We start from the raw sequence: 18,482 nt of genomic DNA, 5'->3' as shown, positions 1-18,482 counted from the left end.
TATGAAATCACTACTCTTACTGCTGATGCTAAGTGCTTCTGTTTTACTGGGCTCTGCTGAGGCTACTATGCATGACAATCAAGGATTGAACATGCAAATTGATTCTGACCTGGTATTTCAACAAATGGTAAAAATCTATACCTATGATGGTGAGCTTGTGAAAGAGCTTTCATTAAATGATGTTGCTAATAACAAGATCAGCGTGATTGATCACATTGTACTACAAGAAAGCGATTTTGCTTTTGACCACCAAGGTGACTATTACTACTTCCGGGATACCAAAGATGCTCCTGAGATATTGAACTAATCAGGTTAACTCCTCTTTGAGGAATTTAGCCGTGTAGCTCCCCTTCACTTTTATGATCTCCTCCGGAGTGCCCTGGGCAATGATTTGCCCACCGGCATAACCTCCCTCCGGACCCAGGTCTATGATATGATCAGCCACCTTAATCACATCCATGTTGTGTTCAATGATTAATACAGTATTCCCCTTGTTCACCAATTTTTGAAGCACATCAAGCAAATGCTCAATGTCCTGAAAGTGTAGTCCGGTGGTAGGCTCATCCAGTATATAGAATGTTTTGCCCGTATCCTTTTTGGAAAGCTCAGTGGCTAACTTCACGCGCTGGGCTTCTCCTCCTGACAGGGTAGTGGCATGTTGTCCCAGTGAAATATACCCTAGACCTACCTCGTCGAGTGTTTTTAATTTGCGGACAATTCGAGGTTGATTTTCAAAGAATTCAACAGCCTGAGAGACGGTCATATCCAGAACGTCTGATATGGATTTCCCTTTGAATCGTACTTCCAGCGTTTCCCGATTGTATCGTTTGCCTTTGCAGGTCTCGCATTGTACGTGCACATCCGGCAGAAAGTCCATTTCAATTAGACGCATGCCTCCTCCACCACACGTTTCACATCTTCCTCCTTTTACATTGAAAGAAAAGCGACCCGGTTTATAACCGCGTATTTTCGCCTCAGGTAATTGCGCAAACAAGCTTCTGATCTCAGAAAAAACTCCTGTATATGTAGCAGGGTTTGAGCGTGGTGTTCGCCCGATTGGCGATTGGTCAACTTCGATGATTTTATCAAAGTGATCTACACCTTCAATCTTTTTGAATGGTAACGGTTCTTGCCTGCTCTTATATAAATGCTTCCGGATGATTGGGTAAAGTGTTTCATGAATAAGCGTGGATTTACCACTTCCTGAAACTCCTGTTACTAAAATAAGATTGCCTAATGGAAGCTTTAGATCTACGTTTTTTAGGTTATGACCTTTCGCACCATAGAGCTCCAGCCATTTTCCATTCGTGCCACGTCGCTCAGTAGGGACTTCAATTTTACGTTTGCCATTTAGGTAGTCAGCAGTTGAGCTACCTAATTTTAGGAACTCTGCAGGGCTTCCCTTGGCCACAATCTGACCGCCATGTCTGCCTGCACCAGGACCAATGTCCACCACCTCATCTGAAGCAAGCATCATATCCTTATCATGTTCCACCACGATGACGGTATTGCCCAGATCCCGTAAATCTTTTAGCGCCTGGATCAACTTTACATTATCTCTTTGATGCAGACCGATACTCGGCTCATCGAGGATGTAAAGCACATTGACCAATTGTGTTCCAATCTGAGTCGCTAATCTGATCCGTTGTGCTTCTCCACCTGAAAGCGTTTTTAATGGTCGGTTGAGGCTTAAATAATCCAGCCCGACATCTAGCAAAAATCCGATTCGCTTTCGAAGCTCCTTTAAGATTTCCGTGGCAATGACCAGCTGTCGCTCATCCAGTTGCTCCTCAATATTTTTCATCCAGCTTCCAAGACTATTGATGTCCATTTCGGCCAATTCACCAATGTGTTTGTCACCGATTTTATAATTCAGGGCTTCTTTTTTGAGTCGATATCCGTTGCATGATGGGCATTTTCTGGTATCAGTGAATTCCTTGACCCAAGCCTGAATTTTCTCAGAACCTCCATCTTTTTGCTTCTCCAGGAAATTGATGATTCCTTCAAACTTCGTATGCCAATCGGTTCCGGGATACTTGACAGAACTAACTGCTACAGGTACACTATCTCCGTAAAGCAATACATCTATCAACTCTTCAGGAATCTTTTTTATTGGCGTGGAGAGATTGACTTTATTTCTCTTGAGGATCGCATCAATTTTCTTAAAAATCCAGATATCACGGTACTCACCTAAAGGTGCAATTCCGCCCCGACTAATACTTAATGATGGATCCGGTATCACCGATTCTTTGGATATTTCTTCAATAACCCCAAGTCCATTGCATTCCTGACAAGCTCCATAAGGAGAGTTGAATGAAAAGGTATTGGGTGCCGGCTCGTCATAGGCCAGACCTGTTTCAGGATCCATTAGATTCTTTGAGAAGTGGGCGATGGTTCCGTCTTCTTTTTGAATCATCATCACACCATCTCCGTGACGAAGTGATGTGTTTACAGACTCCCTGATCCGCTTTTTATCCTTTTCGGAAACTTTGATACGATCAGTTACTATTTCAATGTCGTGCGTTTTGTACCGATCCACCTGCATCTTAGGTACTAGGTCCTGTACCTCTCCATCCACTCTGACCTTAGTGAACCCCAGCTTCCGTATTTGAACAAATAGTTCGCGATAATGACCTTTTCTGCCTTTAACTACAGGAGCTAAGAGCACTAGTTTTTGACCGTCATAGCTTTTCAGGATCATTTCGATGATCTGATCTTCTGACTGACGAATCATCTTGTTACCTGATAAATAAGAATAAGCTTCGCCTGCTCTTGCAAATAGCAACCTGAAGAAATCGTAAATTTCAGTTACTGTACCTACGGTAGAGCGAGGATTACGGGAAGTTGTTTTTTGCTCAATAGAAATAACCGGACTGAGCCCCTCAATCTTATCGACATCCGGTCGCTCCATGTCACCGATGAAAGAGCGAGCATAGGCACTGAAGCTCTCCATATACCTCCGCTGACCTTCAGCATAAATGGTATCGAATGCCAATGAGGATTTGCCACTTCCACTGATCCCTGTGATGGTAATCAGTTTGTTTCGTGGAAGGGTCACATCAATATTCTTGAGGTTGTGTTCCCTTGCTCCAATTACTTCGATTACTTCCTCGCGTTTCTTCAAAGCTGTGTCCTTATTAGAAGTTTGGACTCAAGTTGTATTTGTTGTAGAAGTCATCAATAACCTCTACTGCTTCAGTAGCTGTATCTACCACATTGAATAATTCAAGGTCAGTTGAGCTTATATTTCCCTCTATCTCCAACATGGTTTGCTTCAACCAATCGACCAGTCCGGTCCAGTATTCACGCCCAACCAGCACTATTGGAAAGCGACCAATTTTTTTGGTTTGTATGAGTGTCAATGCTTCGAATAGTTCATCCATGGTGCCGAACCCCCCCGGAAGGACAATGAAGCCCTGCGAGTATTTTACAAACATCACTTTACGAACAAAGAAGTAATCGAAATCGAGACTTTTATCCCGATCAATATAAATGTTATTGTTTTGCTCGAAGGGAAGATCAATATTCAAACCTACTGATTTACCTCCCTGTGCGTTGGCTCCCTTATTACCTGCTTCCATGATACCGGGCCCACCACCGGTGATCACTCCATAACCATGTTGCACCACTTTTGCTGCAATCTCTTCTGCTATCTTATAATATTCATTATCAGGCTTAGTTCTGGCTGAACCGAATATAGAAACGCAAGGTCCAATCTTAGCCATTTTTTCAAACCCCTGCACAAATTCACCCATCACTTTAAAGATGGCCCAAGAATCAGCACTTTTGATTTCATTCCAATCCTTCTCCTTGAACGCCTCTAATATTCGTGCTTCTTCTTCTTTGCTTATTGCTTTCTTTTCTTCCATAGTTTTACTGTAGTAGATTTTGCAGCGCTTCGTCTAACGCAGCAAACTGAAAATTAAATCCCGCCTCTTCTACTTTTTTGCTAGACACGCGATTTCCTCCAATTAATATGTCTGCCATCTCGCCTACGATTAATCGGAGCGCAAATTTAGGAACATTAGGCAGCCAAAGTGGCTTTTTCAATTGATTCGCTACTGCTTTAGTAAATTCTTTATTGGTTTTTGGGTTTGGAGCAACCCCATTAAATGTTCCTTGCAGTTTGTTCTCAAGAACATGTGCAAATATTCCACAAAGGTCTTTGATGTGAATCCAGCTCATGTATTGCTTGCCAGACCCCAGGGGTGCACCTACTCCAAATCGAATAGGTTTAGCCATTTCAACAAGTGCCCCGCCTTTCTCACTAAGTACGATCCCAATCCGAACCTTAGACACTGTGATGTTTAAATCTTTAAAAGTGTCTGCTTCTTTTTCCCAATCCACTACTACATCTGCTAGAAAGCCTTCCCCCCGATCCGAATCTTCATTCACCAATTTCTCGCCCGAATCCCAGCCGTAATATCCTATAGCTGATGCAGAAATATAGTGTTCAAGCTGTGGGTTTAGCTTCGCAACCTTTTCTTTAAGTAGTCTTGTGGAATCTATACGACTGTTATAAATTTCTTTCTTCCAGGATTCGGACCATCGTTTATCGGATACACCCGCACCTGCCAAATGAATAATCGCACTTGCTGATGTAATCGCTTCATCATCTATTTCTCCCTTTTTTACATCCCAAGGAAATGTCTGGTAATGTTTTTGCGTTGGGTTGCGTGACAAGTGTATAACCTTATAACCAGAAGCAGTTAAAAGTTTGCTTAGCTCTGTCCCCAGCAGGCCGGTACCTCCGGTAATGAGGATGGTTTTAGCAGGGTCGTTTAGTTTTGTTGAAGACATGGAAAAAATCGTTTATAAACATACTCTTGCATTCCTTCTTTTGTTCGCGGTTTTATTGACTTTCGGACAAAAAAGTTACGTTCCAAAAGCAAATGCTGCTCAAGTAAAACTGGAAGGTAAATCCTTAAAGGGGTATAAAACAAATTTCGATTTTACATGGGAAGAGGTGCGCAGGGGCTGGTGGGAGTATGCTCGTGAGTTTGGAGCTCCATTGAACATGAAGACATACTATAAAGTAACCATTCCATCAGAGACTACCGATGGTAATATCGATTTAGAAATTTTCACACAATCCACAGAGGTGAAGGGTGGAACTGATTTTTTTCTGGGTCTGGAGAATGAAAAGTTCAAAGAACAAGCATTTTCATTGATTTTAGATTTCAAAAAGAAGTTTTATATCAAAGATTTGGTGGAGCGTATTGAGGAGAAACAGGAAAAAGCAGATGATCTCAGTGATGCCTATCGGGATTCAGTGATTGAAGAAACGAAACAGTCATTGCTTAATCAAATTGAGACCATAGAAGGGGAAGTAGAGATTTTGAAAAGGAGGATTAAAGAGATCGAAAATAGCTAATAAAAAAAGGGGATCATTTCGATCCCCTTCGTACGTACCTAAAGATAACCCCAGTTAGAATGAATATTTTATACCGGCTCCAAATGAAACGCCAGGGCTAAATCTTTGAAAGACTGCCGGTGAAGCTTCGAGCCCTTCGCTGTTGGCGTTAGAAAATGCTCGCTTATACAGTTGTTCTTGTGTTTCTCCTAAAATATTGCTTACACTGAAGTTCACTGCCCACTGTTCTTTACTTCCAAATCGTTTATTCATATTGAAATTCAAACTATGAAATGGTTGAAAGAATACATCAGGGTCGATTCCACCACCTACAACAACTAAGGTCTCACCTTTCACATTGTAGAATAAACCAGCATCTAGCCCGGTTTCATAATTGTTATAAGCTAATCCAGCATTGATGATCCATGGCGCCTGACCAGCCATATTCCTGGTTTCATTTATCACCTCGCCTGCCCGTGCGTTGTTTCTTCTGTTTCTGAGCTCAGTTTCTGACATTTCGATCTTAGAGTTCACAAGCGTAATGTTTCCGTTGAAACTTAGTAATGGATTAATGAAATCTAAGGCCTTTCTAAACTCGATCTCAACTCCCAATATCTGACCGTCTCCCACATTTCGAGGCTGAAACTCTGGATTGGTTTGAGCTTGCGGTATTCTCACCAATTCGATTGGGTCATCAAATGATTTATAAAATGCAGAAATGGAATACGTCTGACCTCTATCCATAAACATCTCCCAACGTAAGTCAAGGTTGTTGATATTGGTCTCTTTCAAATTGCCATCCCAATCATCAATAGCAAACAAACCACCATTGAAAATTCTGTTCGATACCGGATCTAAAATTTGCGCAAATGAAAGCTCTTTAAATGACGGACGGGCAATTGTTTGAGAGTATGAAAATCTCAGGTTTTGCTTTTCACGAATCGCATAAATCATACTGACAGAAGGAAAGAGGTCGAGGGCATCTAGCACCTTGTCGTTTTCTAAGACTTCTGTTTGTAACTGATCTCGTCCTGTGTGTCTTTGTACGAAATTCTCTGCGCGTAAACCTACAATACCCTTCAATTTTTCTGTTGGAGAAAACTCTGTCATCACATACGCGCCCGTATTATTGATGTTAGCGTTGTATTCGTTGGGATTTGGATCACTTACTCCTGACTGGAGGAAAATTATTCCATTGGGAAAAAGATTTTCTGGTGTCCAAACCTCCGTAGCATCTCCTGACCAATCCGGCTGCTCTCCCCTTATATTCACATTAAAATCTAAGATTCGGTAATCCCTTTCTTTGTATACATGACTGAATCCAAATTTGATTTTTGCTTCATTTCCGAAAAACTCACGATTATTGACAAAGTCTAGTTTACCCATCACATTTATTTCCTCCAACTCACGCCAAAGTCGGCTTGGAATTCCTGCGGCTCCCCTATTGAATCGTAAATTCGCGTTTGTTCCGACTTCTGTAAATGCGGTCTTTCTAATATCCGGGTCTTCCTGAGAAGACCATGTGGAAGATGCTCTCCAGTCGATTACCCAGTTGTCATCTTTCAAGTGATGCTCTCCATTTAAAAACAGGTTGGTAATGGAACGCTGATTGTACTCAAGGTTGTCAGATTGACCAAGATATCCTGATTTACCAACTGCACCTTCATCATCTACCAAGTCAAATTGACCAGCCCTACTTTCACCATTCTGTAGCTTCATTAATGTCAATCGATACTTCGCATTATCGGTTTTGTAAGCTAAACCTCCGAGACCTCCAAGCAATACGTTATTCTCTGCTAGTGTACCACTTATTGTAGCAGCCCGTTGAAACTCGGTTTCGCTTTCATCTTGTGCAAAGTTTTGGTATTCCCCAAAAAATGCATCGTCATAGAGGTTGGTCTCGTTTCGGTAATTTCCTGTAAAAAGGTAACCAAGATTATTTCCATTCTTTAGGGTAATCTGATTTGCAAAAGTTAGCCCTAGATTATAATTCATGAAACTGGTTGCCTGAGTGGCTCCAAGTGTCGGACTGAATTGCGTTAAGAAATCATTCACTTCCTGATCTGGATCACTTCCTGGTGAAGGTAGGTTGCTTAAGTCGTAACCAGATGGAAGTGCTCGTTCTCCATTGTCAAACCCAAGAAAGTCTGTGCTACTCCCTTCGTAATCAATGTAATCATCATTGAAATGCATGGATGGGTTGAAATCGATTCCAAGCGATACATCCAATATTTTTTCATCCGGAAAATCTTTTGTTTCAATGTTTACAATTCCTCCTGTAAAATCAGCAGGAAGATCCGGTGTGAAAGATTTTACTATTATCATGTTGTCGATCAGATTGGTAGGAAAAACATCAATCTGAATACTGTTTCGATCCGGATCCAACCCTGGAATATCCATCCCGTTTAAAGTCGTTTTGGTATATCTGTCTCCAAGCCCGCGCACATAAACGTATTTTCCACCTTCGACCGATACTCCTGTCACTCGTTTTACTGCATCTCCGGCATTGCTATCTCCGATTTTTCGGAAACTCTCAGAAGAAATACCATCTAGTACGTTTGCCGATTTTCTTTTTACCGTAAGCAGGGCTGTTTCGGTGGTTCTTATTACTTCAGCAGTTACAACTACCTCATCCAGTAATTCTACATCTTCTTTTAGTCGAATTTGATCAATAACTGTTACTTCTCCTTCCTCAACACCCAGTTCTGCAATTATTACTGTTTGGAATGAGACGAATGACGCTTGAAGGTCATACGTGCCAGGTGTTGCCTGAATCTCAAATTTTCCATCAAAATCAGTGATGGCTCCATTTGTCGTTCCTTTAATCTGAACCGTTACGCCAAATAACGGCTCACCATTTGCATCCTCGATCACTGTTCCTCGGATGATTCCTTTTTGGCCGAAAGCGTTGATTGAGGCCAATATAAGGGTGAATAAAATGTATCTCATAAACGTAAAAATTTCTCTATCAAAATGTACAAAAGCCCGATGATCGCGCATCGGGCTTTATATTATATATGTAACTTAAAATTATAGACCAAGATCAGCTAGTGCTCCTGAATTTCCTGCCCAAGTCCAGGCAAAGTCTGCCGCAGAAGGCCCTTTTGTTTTCGAACCAACAGCTACTCCGTATGTAACAACTCCACTAGGTAAAGCGATAGATGGCGTAGCAGAATCTGCATCATCATCATCTAAGAAGTAGGTACCAGCATCAGCAAGGTCAGTTTCCCAACCAGTATTAACACCAGTTCCGTCACCGCCATACGATTCAATGTTTCCAGCTCCATCAGTCAGACCAAAGAAATAGACGTCACTCACTCCAGCATTTGTGCTGCCATCCCAATCGATGATGTGATCGATCTCAGCTCCAGCATATACTACTCCGTTTGTGAATTGGTGCGTACCCCTGTTCAGAGATCCTTCAGGACCATCTAGTTCAAAGGCAGAGCCTGTTACAGGAGTTACGATGATGAAGTTAGAGCATGTTCCAACCCAATCCTGATCAGTATCCATTGAATCATCATTTGAATTCCAAATCACTACATTATCCACAGAAACGTTTCCTCCGAACCATTCGATTCCATCATCAGCATTGGCAACAACCTCTACATTGCTGATTGTCGTTCCAGAACCAACACCACCTAATGTCAGACCGTTAATTTCGTTACCAGCTCCAATGTTCGTACCACCATGTCTAATCGAAATGTAGGTAATTACACCAGAGTTATCCGCATTGTCCGTTCCGCCATAAAGACCATTAGGATCAGAAGCAGGGATACCTTCGATCTGAACTTCAGTCACATCTTCGTCATTATCATTCTGTACAGAAATTTGCGCATTACCTAGTATGATAACACCACCCCACTCGCCAGCAGTTGTTGGCGAAGTAGTACTTGCGTAGTTTCCAGCAGCAATATCAGACGGATCAATGGGATCATTAACTGAAGTGAAAATAATAGGAAGCTCAGCGGTTCCTTCTGCCATAAGCATACCACCTCTAGCTACGAGAAGCGCAGTTGCAGCTGCGCCCTGACCTTCGTTTCCTTTAATTACAGTTCCAGGCTCAATAGTAAGCGTAACGCCATCAACTACTGTCACCCTGGTATCAAGTTGGTAGATGTTATCAGCAGTCCAGGTTGTGTTTGTCTCAATGTTTCCACGAACTGTGATAACCGGAGTAACATCCTCTGCTACGATTGTTAAAACAACAGTAGCATCATCAGCATTGCCCTCAGCATCAGTCACAGTCAATACCACTGATCCAGCACCTTCATCACCTGCTTCAAAAGTGACTGTGATCGTACCGGAAGTAGCTCCAGCCTCACCGTCTGTAGTTACAGAAGCAGTTCCACCTGTTGCGGCAACTGCAGATGCAGCGAATCCTCCAACAGCATTATAGTTAAAGCTTAGCTCTATGGACTGACCAGTTGTTACATCTGCTGCGCCTGGAGCAGTTACCTCAGGAGCATCAACAGATGTTCCTCCGTCATCATCACTACAAGAAACCATCATAAGGGTTCCTGCGATTAGCGTTGCGATTGCAAATAATTTTTTCATTTCGTTTTTGCGATTAAATATTTTGATAGATCAATTTGTAACCGCAAAATTGATGTTGGCATGTTAACTGCCTTAGGAAAGACAGTTACGATATCATTAAAAGAAAGGCTTAATTGTTAGGGCACTGTTACAATTGTTAAGGAATTGTAAAGTGCCCATCTTCCAAAGAATGTTCTGAGGGTGGTTTTATTTGCTAATGTTAACCTTAGATAATATGGATTTGATGATGTCGTGAGTTGTAACTTCATCAGCCTCAGCCTCATAGTTCAACAAGATTCGATGGTTTAGCACATCATCAGCGATCTCTTTCACGTCCTCCGGCAACACATAGTCACGCTGGTTGAAGAAAGCCATTGCTTTGGCTGCCAGGTTAAGGTTAATGGATGCTCTTGGAGATGCTCCAAACTGGATGTACTGTGCTTCATCAGTCAGCTTATAATCCAATGGATTACGGGTGGCAAAAACCAATTCAATGATGTATTTCTCAATGGATTCAGAAACAGTCACTTGATTGATCTCATTTCTGATAGAGAAAATATCTTCTTTGGTAAGAATGGTTTCCAATTGTGGACTAAAGCTCATATTTGAGATACGCCTCATTACCTGAAGCTCATCTTCTTTACTCAAATAATCCACATGGATTTTTAACATGAATCGGTCGACCTGTGCTTCAGGTAGCGGATACGTACCTTCCTGATCGATCGGGTTTTGTGTAGCCATTACTAAGAATGGGCGATCCAGCTTGTAAGTGGTCTCTCCAATGGAAACGGTCTTTTCCTGCATGGCTTCCAACAAAGCAGACTGCACCTTAGCAGGAGATCGGTTCACCTCATCAGCCAGGATCAGATTGGCAAAGATTGGTCCTTTCTTAACCTCAAACTCAGCTTTCTGCTGGTTGTAAATCATCGTCCCTACTAAATCTGCAGGTAATAAATCCGGTGTAAACTGTATTCGCTGGAAATCCAGCTTCAAAACATCTGCCAGCGCATTTACTGTCAGCGTTTTGGCCAGACCAGGAACACCTTCCAACAAAATGTGACCCTGAGTAAACAATCCAACAAGCAGTCGATTGACCATGTATTCCTGACCAATGACGACTTTTCCAACTTCAGAAATTACATTCTGGATTTTTTCCTGATGTTCCTTTTGGAGATCCTTGTCGATTACTTGCTCTTCCATGCTTTTGTTTTTGAGTTTCGGACTGCAAAAATATTATTCCATTTCAAATTGAAAAGAACCATTTGAATTAAGGAACATTTATTGGATTTGTGGTCTAAATCTACCCTGAAATTTTTCGGTCTGCTGTTAATGTTCTCTTTGACGCCAATGAGAACGTACGAATAATTAGTCTGGTGCCTTTATCGTAAGTAAAATAGCTCCAAATCCAGTTATTCAGTGTAATTAATTTATTTCTAAACCCGATCAGGTACATGATGTGAACGAACATCCAAACTAACCAGGCAAAAAATCCTTTAAAATGAAGTCCTCCGGGCATATCCACCACTGCTTTATTTCTTCCCACTGTAGCCATGGTTCCCTTGTCGAAGTACTCGAATTTTTTTAGTTCCTTATTTTCAAACATTCGTTTGATGTTTTTTGCCAGGTGCTCCCCCTGCTGAATGGCAACAGGTGCCAACATAGGGTGACCGTTCGGTAATTCTTCGGTTTGCATCATTGCTACATCACCGACAGCAAAAACAATGTCCATGCCCTTCACTCGGTTGCACTCATCAACCAGAATACGACTTTTTTGCACTTTTTCAGCATCAATACCCTCAATGATCCTTCCTTTTACGCCTGCCGCCCAGATGAGTGTTTCTGCCTTAATCTTTTCATCACCCAGGTCAATGATTCCATTTTCATAATCCTTCACCATTGTGTTTAGTCGAACATCCACTCCCATTTTTTTGAGGTAGTTCAGTGCTTCCTTTCCTGCAAAATCACTCATTCCATTCAGTAAACGATCCAATCCCTCCACCAAATGGATGTTCATTTTCGAGAAGTCAAGATCGGGATGATCCTTCGGTAGAATATGATTTCGAAGCTCAGCAAGTGCGCCTGCTACTTCTACTCCAGTTGGTCCTCCTCCTACTACTACAATGTTCATCATGCGCTGAAATAACTCAGGGTCTTGTGTTAGCTCGGCTTGCTCAAAATTTTGAAGAATGTGGCTTCTTAAATCGAGGGCATGCACCACCCTTTTTAACGGAAGCACCTTCTCTCGAAAGTTTTCCTTGCCAAAGTAATTGGTTGCAGATCCATTAGCAATGACCAGATAGTCGTATTTGAGATTCCCTACACGGGTTTTTACTTCGTTATTTTCAAAATCCACACCGGTGACTTTTACCATCCGGAAAACATAATTGAAGTGTCCTTCGAATGATTTTCTGAGAGGACCGGAAATAGAATCAGGCTCTAACCCCGCGGTTGCTACCTGATACAAAAGCGGCTGGAACGTGTGAAAATTATTGCGATCCAACATCACTACCTGGGCTTTCACTTTCTTTAGCGACTTGGCAAGTCTAAGCCCTGCAAATCCTCCTCCGATAATAACAATGCGGGGATATTGTGTTTCGGGAACGGTTAATCGTAAATGTGAAGGTATGGCCATGTGATTGTTTTTCTTTTTCTAACAACCACGCGCTTCAATTGATTCTTAAAATCTAAGATTTTGCTTGTTGGAATACATAATTCATCTCAGCTGCGATCTGGCTACAGCGCTCTCCATACACTTTTGCTTCATTACCTGATCCATCTGACACTTTCGGATCCTCATAAAAAAGTTTGATACGAGCATCTGCTCCAAAAACGACGGGACATTCAGCATCCGCTTCGGAGCAGGTCATGATAGCAGCAAACCCGGATGATGGGTTAATGGGGTCATCATAGGTTTTGGAAAAGCAGATCATCGATGAAGCGTCCGTCGAGAATTTCACTTCATAGCGAGGGTTGCTTCCTTCTCCTTTCCTCACATCAAAACCAGCGCTTTCGATTGCAGCAACTGCATTTGCGTTGAAAGCAGTCGCTTCCGTTCCGCCGGAAAAGGTTTTCACCTTCATACCATAATGATACGCCATAGTCTGCGCCCAAATCTGACTCAGGTGGCTTCTTCGTGAGTTGTGGGTGCAGATGAAATTAAGTTTTGGATCCTCAGCTGACTTTATATACTCAACAATTTCATTTAGGATGGCCTTTCGTGCATCAGTGATTTCAACTGAAGTCGCTTTTTCTAGGTAGGTTTTTATTTGTGGATAGATCATTTGTTTGCTTTAGATAAGTTTAACAACCCCCTAACCCCCTTTATTAAGGGGGAATATTGGGGAATTGAATATTTAACAACAAGCTGCGGCTTGCTTCTCCTGATTTTGTTCTACATCGTCTAAGAAGTGATAAACTTCCCATTCGTATCCATCCGGATCATTGACCCAAAATTTGTCTTGAATCGCATAACAACAAGCAGTTTCGGCCTCCTCCAGCTCTACCAACTTATGACCTCTGGCCAAATTTAGCTTTTCATTCAATTCTTCCTTTGTCTTCACCTGAATGCCATAATGCCCGGAGGTGTTTACCTTCTCTGGATTTTGAATAAACGAAATGGTCAATGCCGGAGCATCCAATTCATATTTGGCATAATCGTCTTTCACTTTCGCCGCGCTTTCGTTAAAAAATTTATCATAAAATGCGACTGTCTCACCAATGTCACTAACAAATAATGAGATATGCGTTCTTGGAAATACTGTTTTCTGTTCCATAATAATAGTTGTTTAAAAAATTTCTGAATCTATGTAGCATTTTTCGAAGTGTACTTTCTCCTCAGGGTTGCCAATCACCCATTTGTTTCCATCAGGATCAGTGAGACCAATCGCTTTTCCGATGTTCTCACATTCTTCCTTAAATCGTTCAATCTTTTTGAACCGGCTCATTCGCCTGCTGATTTCCTGCAACTCGGATCGTTCTTTCACTTCAAGTGTGTTGCGACCGTCATTTGCATCATCTGACTCGATGATATCCAGTCGAAACTGATCCGTTTCGTACCGAATAAGATTGGGGCTTATTTCATCAGGCATCCGATCAAGCAAGGATCGATAAAAGACCAAGCTGTTATTTAGGTTCCTGCTATTTAAAGCTATTGTTTTCATTTATATATCGTATTATTACGATGATTTTGTTTAAATTTTTTTTAACAGCAAGTGGGATCGTAACTATCCATTAATCCCTGAAGGCGATTTTTTACGGTTTGCCAAATCTCAGGATCAATGCAGTAGCACATGGATGTTCCCTCGACTGTTCCTTTAATTAATCCAACACTTTTCAATTCTTTCAAATGCTGAGAGATGGTCGCCTGTGCCAACCCTAATTCTTCTACCAGGTCGCTGTTGATACACTGATTCGCTTGTATCAAATACTCAATGATTGCTACTCGTGCCGGATGTGCAAACGCTTTGGCCACCAACGCCAATTCGTTTTGTTCAGAAGTAAATAAATCGGTTCGACTGACTCCCATATCGTAATATTACGATGAATAAATTATTTGGTTGTGGAATAATGTTTTTTTCTTAGCCAAAAGGCTACCCGCACCAGTAAAATTAATGCAGGAACTTCAACCAGCGGGCCTATCACCCCGGCAAACGCCTGACCTGAATTTAGTCCAAACACGGCAATTGCTACTGCTATCGCCAATTCAAAATTATTTCCGGCAGCTGTAAAAGCAACCGATGCGTTCTTGTCATATTCTGCTCCAACTGCTTTGCTCACAAAGAATCCAATCAGGAACATGAGAATAAAATAGATCAAAAGAGGAACCGCAATTCGGAGTACATCCAGAGGTATCTCTACAATCAGCTGTCCTTTCAGTGAAAACATCACTACGATGGTGAACAACAAAGCAATCAGTGTGATAGGGGATATAGTGGGGATGAAAGTGTTTTTATACCAATCCTCACCTTTTAATTTAACAAGTAACCATCGGCTGACAATTCCAGCCAGGAAAGGTACGCCCAGGTAAATAGCTACGCTTTCTGCTATTGTAGCAATAGAAATATCGACGATCGCCCCGTCGAAACCGAAGTAGGGTGGAAGCACCGTAATAAACAACCAGGCATAAAAACTATATCCAAATACCTGGAAAATACTGTTTAGCGCAACAAGTCCTGCTCCGTATTCACTGCTCCCTTCTGCCAGATCGTTCCACACCAGTACCATGGCGATGCAACGAGCCAAACCAATCAGGATTAATCCAATCATGTATTCAGGATAGCCCTGAAGAAACGTGATTGCCAAAATGAACATCAATAGTGGCCCGATGATCCAATTAAGCAATAAAGACAAGGAAAGAATCTTGACATTTCGAAATACTTTGGGCAGCAATGAATAATTGACTTTAGCCAGCGGCGGATACATCATCAAAATTAAACCAATCGCAATCGGCACATTCGTGCTACCTGAGCTCATCGCGTTTACCTGGTCTGCAACCCCTGGAAAGAAATAGCCAATTCCAACACCCAAAAGCATTGCAGTGAAAATCCATAAGGTTAGATTTCGATCCAAAAAGCTCAGTTTCTTCATGCCATTCATTTATTTATCGCAATATTACAATGAATAGACAAAGAATCAAAAGGGTTCCTCTTCGGACCCCAAAAATAGGGTCATGCATAGCCGCCAAGGTAAGCGGATCTTAATCAACCTTGTTGTCATTCTGGAAGAATCTTCGAAAATCGAAGCACTGAAAGTCAAAGATCCTTTGCAGGATGACATTGAGGAGAGCTTAACCTGTATGCTATTCCTTCCCACATTCAAGAAGGAGAATTAAGTTTTACTTTTTAACCTTATCAGATATTCGCATTATCTTATACGCATGATCAATCTGACGAAACTGATCCTTAAAATTCTTCCCTGGCTGCTGACCGTCGGTCTGCTGGGCTGGATGCTTTTTCAGGAAAAAATCAGCAATTCTCGTGAACGAATTACTGAAATAGAGACAAACACGATCCTAACTCGTGTAGAGCAAATGGGTAAGATGGAATTAGTGAAGTACAACTTCCAGGAAGTGACTGAGATAAAAAAGATAGCCGGTGAGATTGATCTGAAATTTTTTAAATACAAACCAGTTCCTGACTCAAAAGGTGTACTGATTAGTCAAGGTAGTGCTGTTGGGTGCATTGACTTTACAAAAATTATCCCGCAGGATGTTTCTAATTCCGGTGATACCATTTTCATAAAGCTTCCGATTCCTGAAATCTGTTATTTTAAAATTGATTTGGAAAAATCCCGATTATATGATCTGAAAACTGATTACATGAGAAGTGATGAGCGAAAGGCGTTTATTCAGGAACTTTACAAAGTTGCCGAAAAGCAAATTGAAGCTTCCGCGTTACAGTCCGGTATTTTGGAGCAGACGAGAGAGAATGCACACACCATTTTGAGACCAATGCTGGAGAATATCAGTGGCAAGACTGTTATACTTTCATTTGCTCTTGATACCAGTAATTCAAATATGAACTTATAATAAGAACTTGTTCAGCCACTTAAACACATTTATCATTGCCGTCATCCGATGGAAAAGTTTGTAGAGGTACGAAAACTGATTGCTGAAAAGAATCCAAAGCTCTTGAAATGGCTGCCCGGATTTGTCATCCGATGGATTGAAAAAATCATTCATCAGGATCAGGTGAATACCTTTATGGCATCCAATAAGGATGCAGATGCCTTCGAGTTTTGTGAGGCCGCTGTGGAGTTGCTCAATCAAGAGCTCAGCATTAAAGGCAAAGAGCATGTGCCACCAATGGATCAGCCGTGTATTTTCGTTGCAAATCATCCCTTTGGAGGGATGGATGCAATCACGATCATTCATCTGCTCAGAGAGGAGAGACCTGACATCACCTTCATTGTGAATGATCTGCTAATGGCCGTGAGAAATTTGAAAGAAAAGTTTGTAGGCGTAAATAAGGTAGGCAAAAGCGCTGCAGAATCCCTACAAAAAGTGGAAGAGCAGTTTGCTTCTGATACGGCTACCTTTCTCTTTCCGGCAGGGCTTGTAAGCAGGAAAATCCATGGTGAAATCATGGATCTGGAATGGAAAAAAACATTTGTTACAAAAGCTAGAAAGTACAAGAAACCAGTGGTCCCTGTCCATATAGATGGACGTCTAACGAATCGATTTTATCGTCTTGCCAAGATTAGAAAGTTCCTGGGAATCAAAGTAAACATCGAAATGTTCTTCCTGGTAGATGAGCTTTTCAAACAAGAGGGTAAGAAAGTAAGTATTGTAGTTGGCTCACCTATTGTACCTGAAACATTCACCCGAGATAAGTCTGATAAGGAATGGGCACAGTGGGTTAAAGGAGAAGTTTATAAATTAAGGGAGTGAATTGTGAGAAGCTTAAAAGTTTCTCAAAAGAAAGGACGTCATCGCGAAGAATGAAGCGATCTCGTGATTTGAATGAAGCAATAAATATTATGAGATAGCCGCGCTTCGCTCGCTATGACGGTTAAAAAGAAGAATGCAGAAAAGTAAAGAAATCATAGAACCCATTGACAGGGACCTGATCGAGCAGGAGCTCAATGAGGATCGTTTTGTACGTGACACAAACAAGGGAGGGAATAAAATCTACATTGTGAATCATCACAACTCACCCAATACCATGAGAGAGATTGGACGTTTGCGGGAACTGTCTTTCCGATATGCCGGTGGTGGTACAGGAGAAGATTTAGATATCGATAAGGCAGACACTCGGGAACGGTGCTATGAACAACTGGTGGTCTATAGCCCGGAAGACCGTGAGATCATTGGGGGCTATCGCTTCATAACCGGTGAACGAGCAGAAAATCCGGATAACGGAGATTTTGAATTATCAACTGCACATTACTTCAATTTTTCGGATGAGATGAAGCAAGACTTTCTTCCTTATTCAATCGAATTGGGAAGATCCTGGGTCCAGCCCGACTATCAACCGGCAAATAATCCACGAAAAGGATTATTTGCGCTGATGAATATCTGGGATGGGCTAGGCTGTTTGGTAACTAACTATCCTGAGATTAAATACTTCTTTGGAAAGGTGACCATGTATACCAGCTATAATAAAGAAGCCAGGGACATCTTGTTATCCTTCATGGCGCATTACTTTCCAAACAAAATGAACCTGTGCGAACCCAAACCGGAACTAAAGGCCGGATTTGATGAGGCGTTATTCAAAGCACATTTTACTTCTGAAATGAATTATCAGGATGGGTTCAAGCTGCTTCATAAACTGCTTAAAGAACGAGGCGAGTTTGTTCCTCCATTAATCAATATCTACATGAGTTTGTCTGATACGATGATGACCTTCGGTACCGCCCAAAACCCGGATTTTGGAGATGTGGAAGAAACAGCCATCCTTGTCACCATTGAAGATATTCACCAGGAGGTGATTGATCGGCATGTGAATTATTAAAAAAAGAGCCTAAATATTCTATTGCAAATTTCAATGGTTCATATAAATTTGCAGTCCTTTTCAAAGGAACAAGGATAAGCGAGAGTAGCTCTTCCGATAGTTATCGGGAGGTAGAGCACAACAAAACGCTCACTTCTTCTCAA

Annotated in this window: 18 protein-coding genes; 6 read left to right on the top strand and 12 right to left on the bottom strand. The window is 41.7% G+C overall.

Annotated features, from left to right (window positions below; translation table 11 throughout):
* Position 1 precedes the first annotated feature (1 nt).
* Complete coding sequence (locus ACQK2H_RS02910; protein WP_425389974.1) at positions 2-307, top strand: hypothetical protein; 306 nt, start codon at positions 2-4, stop codon at positions 305-307.
* Here ACQK2H_RS02910 and uvrA read toward each other — a convergent pair whose 3' ends face one another.
* Genes uvrA through ACQK2H_RS02895 form a run of 3 tightly spaced genes read right to left on the bottom strand, consistent with a single transcriptional unit; the run spans position 308 to position 4,800 of the window.
* Entirely contained in the window at positions 308-3,124 is a 2,817-nt protein-coding gene (gene uvrA, locus ACQK2H_RS02905) for an excinuclease ABC subunit UvrA (RefSeq protein WP_425389973.1), read from the bottom strand.
* A gap of 13 nt (positions 3,125-3,137) precedes the next feature.
* The gene (locus ACQK2H_RS02900) at positions 3,138-3,869 is read right to left on the bottom strand and encodes a TIGR00730 family Rossman fold protein (RefSeq protein WP_425389972.1); all 732 of its coding nucleotides are present in this window, start codon (positions 3,867-3,869) and stop codon (positions 3,138-3,140) included.
* 4 nt (positions 3,870-3,873) lie between these two features.
* The gene (locus tag ACQK2H_RS02895; RefSeq protein WP_425389971.1) at positions 3,874-4,800 is read right to left on the bottom strand and encodes a TIGR01777 family oxidoreductase; all 927 of its coding nucleotides are present in this window, start codon (positions 4,798-4,800) and stop codon (positions 3,874-3,876) included.
* Here ACQK2H_RS02895 and ACQK2H_RS02890 point away from each other — a divergent pair.
* Positions 4,799-5,374 (top strand): hypothetical protein, encoded by a 576-nt coding sequence (locus ACQK2H_RS02890; RefSeq protein ID WP_425389970.1) that lies wholly within the window; start codon positions 4,799-4,801, stop codon positions 5,372-5,374. The genes ACQK2H_RS02895 and ACQK2H_RS02890 overlap by 2 nt on opposite strands.
* Before the next feature lie 54 nt (positions 5,375-5,428).
* Here ACQK2H_RS02890 and ACQK2H_RS02885 read toward each other — a convergent pair whose 3' ends face one another.
* The 9 genes from ACQK2H_RS02885 to arsB all read right to left on the bottom strand — a co-directional run bounded on the left by ACQK2H_RS02885 (position 5,429) and on the right by arsB (position 15,484).
* On the bottom strand, positions 5,429-8,302 hold the full coding sequence (locus tag ACQK2H_RS02885; protein WP_425389969.1) for a TonB-dependent receptor domain-containing protein: 2,874 nt from the start codon (positions 8,300-8,302) through the stop codon (positions 5,429-5,431).
* A gap of 81 nt (positions 8,303-8,383) precedes the next feature.
* Positions 8,384-9,910, bottom strand: coding sequence for a hypothetical protein (locus tag ACQK2H_RS02880; protein WP_425389968.1), 1,527 nt, complete (start codon positions 9,908-9,910; stop codon positions 8,384-8,386).
* Positions 9,911-10,096: 186 nt separating this feature from the next.
* On the bottom strand, positions 10,097-11,089 hold the full coding sequence (locus tag ACQK2H_RS02875) for an AAA family ATPase (RefSeq protein ID WP_425389967.1): 993 nt from the start codon (positions 11,087-11,089) through the stop codon (positions 10,097-10,099).
* A gap of 100 nt (positions 11,090-11,189) precedes the next feature.
* Positions 11,190-12,521: an NAD(P)/FAD-dependent oxidoreductase gene (locus tag ACQK2H_RS02870; RefSeq protein WP_425389966.1), complete on the bottom strand. Its 1,332-nt coding sequence runs from the start codon at positions 12,519-12,521 to the stop codon at positions 11,190-11,192.
* A gap of 52 nt (positions 12,522-12,573) precedes the next feature.
* Entirely contained in the window at positions 12,574-13,170 is a 597-nt protein-coding gene (locus tag ACQK2H_RS02865; RefSeq protein WP_425389965.1) for a low molecular weight phosphatase family protein, read from the bottom strand.
* A gap of 72 nt (positions 13,171-13,242) precedes the next feature.
* Positions 13,243-13,662 (bottom strand): ArsI/CadI family heavy metal resistance metalloenzyme, encoded by a 420-nt coding sequence (locus ACQK2H_RS02860; RefSeq protein WP_425389964.1) that lies wholly within the window; start codon positions 13,660-13,662, stop codon positions 13,243-13,245.
* A gap of 12 nt (positions 13,663-13,674) precedes the next feature.
* Positions 13,675-14,049 (bottom strand): hypothetical protein, encoded by a 375-nt coding sequence (locus ACQK2H_RS02855; protein ID WP_425389963.1) that lies wholly within the window; start codon positions 14,047-14,049, stop codon positions 13,675-13,677.
* A gap of 41 nt (positions 14,050-14,090) precedes the next feature.
* The gene (locus ACQK2H_RS02850; RefSeq protein WP_350207086.1) at positions 14,091-14,414 is read right to left on the bottom strand and encodes a metalloregulator ArsR/SmtB family transcription factor; all 324 of its coding nucleotides are present in this window, start codon (positions 14,412-14,414) and stop codon (positions 14,091-14,093) included.
* Between the two features lie 23 nt (positions 14,415-14,437).
* Positions 14,438-15,484: an ACR3 family arsenite efflux transporter gene (arsB, locus tag ACQK2H_RS02845; RefSeq protein ID WP_425389962.1), complete on the bottom strand. Its 1,047-nt coding sequence runs from the start codon at positions 15,482-15,484 to the stop codon at positions 14,438-14,440.
* A gap of 73 nt (positions 15,485-15,557) precedes the next feature.
* Between arsB and ACQK2H_RS02840 the strand changes: the two genes are divergently transcribed.
* The 4 genes from ACQK2H_RS02840 to ACQK2H_RS02825 all read left to right on the top strand — a co-directional run bounded on the left by ACQK2H_RS02840 (position 15,558) and on the right by ACQK2H_RS02825 (position 18,339).
* Positions 15,558-15,719, top strand: coding sequence for a hypothetical protein (locus ACQK2H_RS02840; protein WP_425389961.1), 162 nt, complete (start codon positions 15,558-15,560; stop codon positions 15,717-15,719).
* A gap of 45 nt (positions 15,720-15,764) precedes the next feature.
* Positions 15,765-16,415 (top strand): DUF4230 domain-containing protein, encoded by a 651-nt coding sequence (locus ACQK2H_RS02835; protein WP_425389960.1) that lies wholly within the window; start codon positions 15,765-15,767, stop codon positions 16,413-16,415.
* Between the two features lie 48 nt (positions 16,416-16,463).
* Entirely contained in the window at positions 16,464-17,276 is an 813-nt protein-coding gene (locus ACQK2H_RS02830; RefSeq protein ID WP_425389959.1) for a 1-acyl-sn-glycerol-3-phosphate acyltransferase, read from the top strand.
* Positions 17,277-17,409: 133 nt separating this feature from the next.
* Complete coding sequence (locus ACQK2H_RS02825; protein ID WP_425389958.1) at positions 17,410-18,339, top strand: GNAT family N-acetyltransferase; 930 nt, start codon at positions 17,410-17,412, stop codon at positions 18,337-18,339.
* Positions 18,340-18,482 lie beyond the last annotated feature (143 nt).

Origin of the sequence: Ekhidna sp., from assembly GCF_965228795.1 — a bacterium.
Lineage (GTDB): Bacteria > Bacteroidota > Bacteroidia > Cytophagales > Cyclobacteriaceae > Ekhidna.
The sequence above is the reverse complement of the archived record's forward strand: the minus strand, read 5'-3'. Positions and strand labels throughout refer to the sequence as shown.

Coding starts and splice junctions, on each gene's coding strand:
- ACQK2H_RS02910 (WP_425389974.1), top strand. CDS start 2: ATGAAATCACTACTCTTACTGCTGATGCTAAGTGCTTCTGTTTTACTG.
- ACQK2H_RS02900 (WP_425389972.1), bottom strand. CDS start 3,869: ATGGAAGAAAAGAAAGCAATAAGCAAAGAAGAAGAAGCACGAATATTA.
- ACQK2H_RS02890 (WP_425389970.1), top strand. CDS start 4,799: ATGGAAAAAATCGTTTATAAACATACTCTTGCATTCCTTCTTTTGTTC.
- ACQK2H_RS02895 (WP_425389971.1), bottom strand. CDS start 4,800: ATGTCTTCAACAAAACTAAACGACCCTGCTAAAACCATCCTCATTACC.
- ACQK2H_RS02885 (WP_425389969.1), bottom strand. CDS start 8,302: ATGAGATACATTTTATTCACCCTTATATTGGCCTCAATCAACGCTTTC.
- ACQK2H_RS02880 (WP_425389968.1), bottom strand. CDS start 9,910: ATGAAAAAATTATTTGCAATCGCAACGCTAATCGCAGGAACCCTTATG.
- ACQK2H_RS02875 (WP_425389967.1), bottom strand. CDS start 11,089: ATGGAAGAGCAAGTAATCGACAAGGATCTCCAAAAGGAACATCAGGAA.
- ACQK2H_RS02870 (WP_425389966.1), bottom strand. CDS start 12,521: ATGGCCATACCTTCACATTTACGATTAACCGTTCCCGAAACACAATAT.
- ACQK2H_RS02865 (WP_425389965.1), bottom strand. CDS start 13,170: ATGATCTATCCACAAATAAAAACCTACCTAGAAAAAGCGACTTCAGTT.
- ACQK2H_RS02860 (WP_425389964.1), bottom strand. CDS start 13,662: ATGGAACAGAAAACAGTATTTCCAAGAACGCATATCTCATTATTTGTT.
- ACQK2H_RS02855 (WP_425389963.1), bottom strand. CDS start 14,049: ATGAAAACAATAGCTTTAAATAGCAGGAACCTAAATAACAGCTTGGTC.
- ACQK2H_RS02850 (WP_350207086.1), bottom strand. CDS start 14,414: ATGGGAGTCAGTCGAACCGATTTATTTACTTCTGAACAAAACGAATTG.
- arsB (WP_425389962.1), bottom strand. CDS start 15,484: ATGAATGGCATGAAGAAACTGAGCTTTTTGGATCGAAATCTAACCTTA.
- ACQK2H_RS02840 (WP_425389961.1), top strand. CDS start 15,558: ATGCATAGCCGCCAAGGTAAGCGGATCTTAATCAACCTTGTTGTCATT.
- ACQK2H_RS02835 (WP_425389960.1), top strand. CDS start 15,765: ATGATCAATCTGACGAAACTGATCCTTAAAATTCTTCCCTGGCTGCTG.
- ACQK2H_RS02830 (WP_425389959.1), top strand. CDS start 16,464: ATGGAAAAGTTTGTAGAGGTACGAAAACTGATTGCTGAAAAGAATCCA.
- ACQK2H_RS02825 (WP_425389958.1), top strand. CDS start 17,410: ATGCAGAAAAGTAAAGAAATCATAGAACCCATTGACAGGGACCTGATC.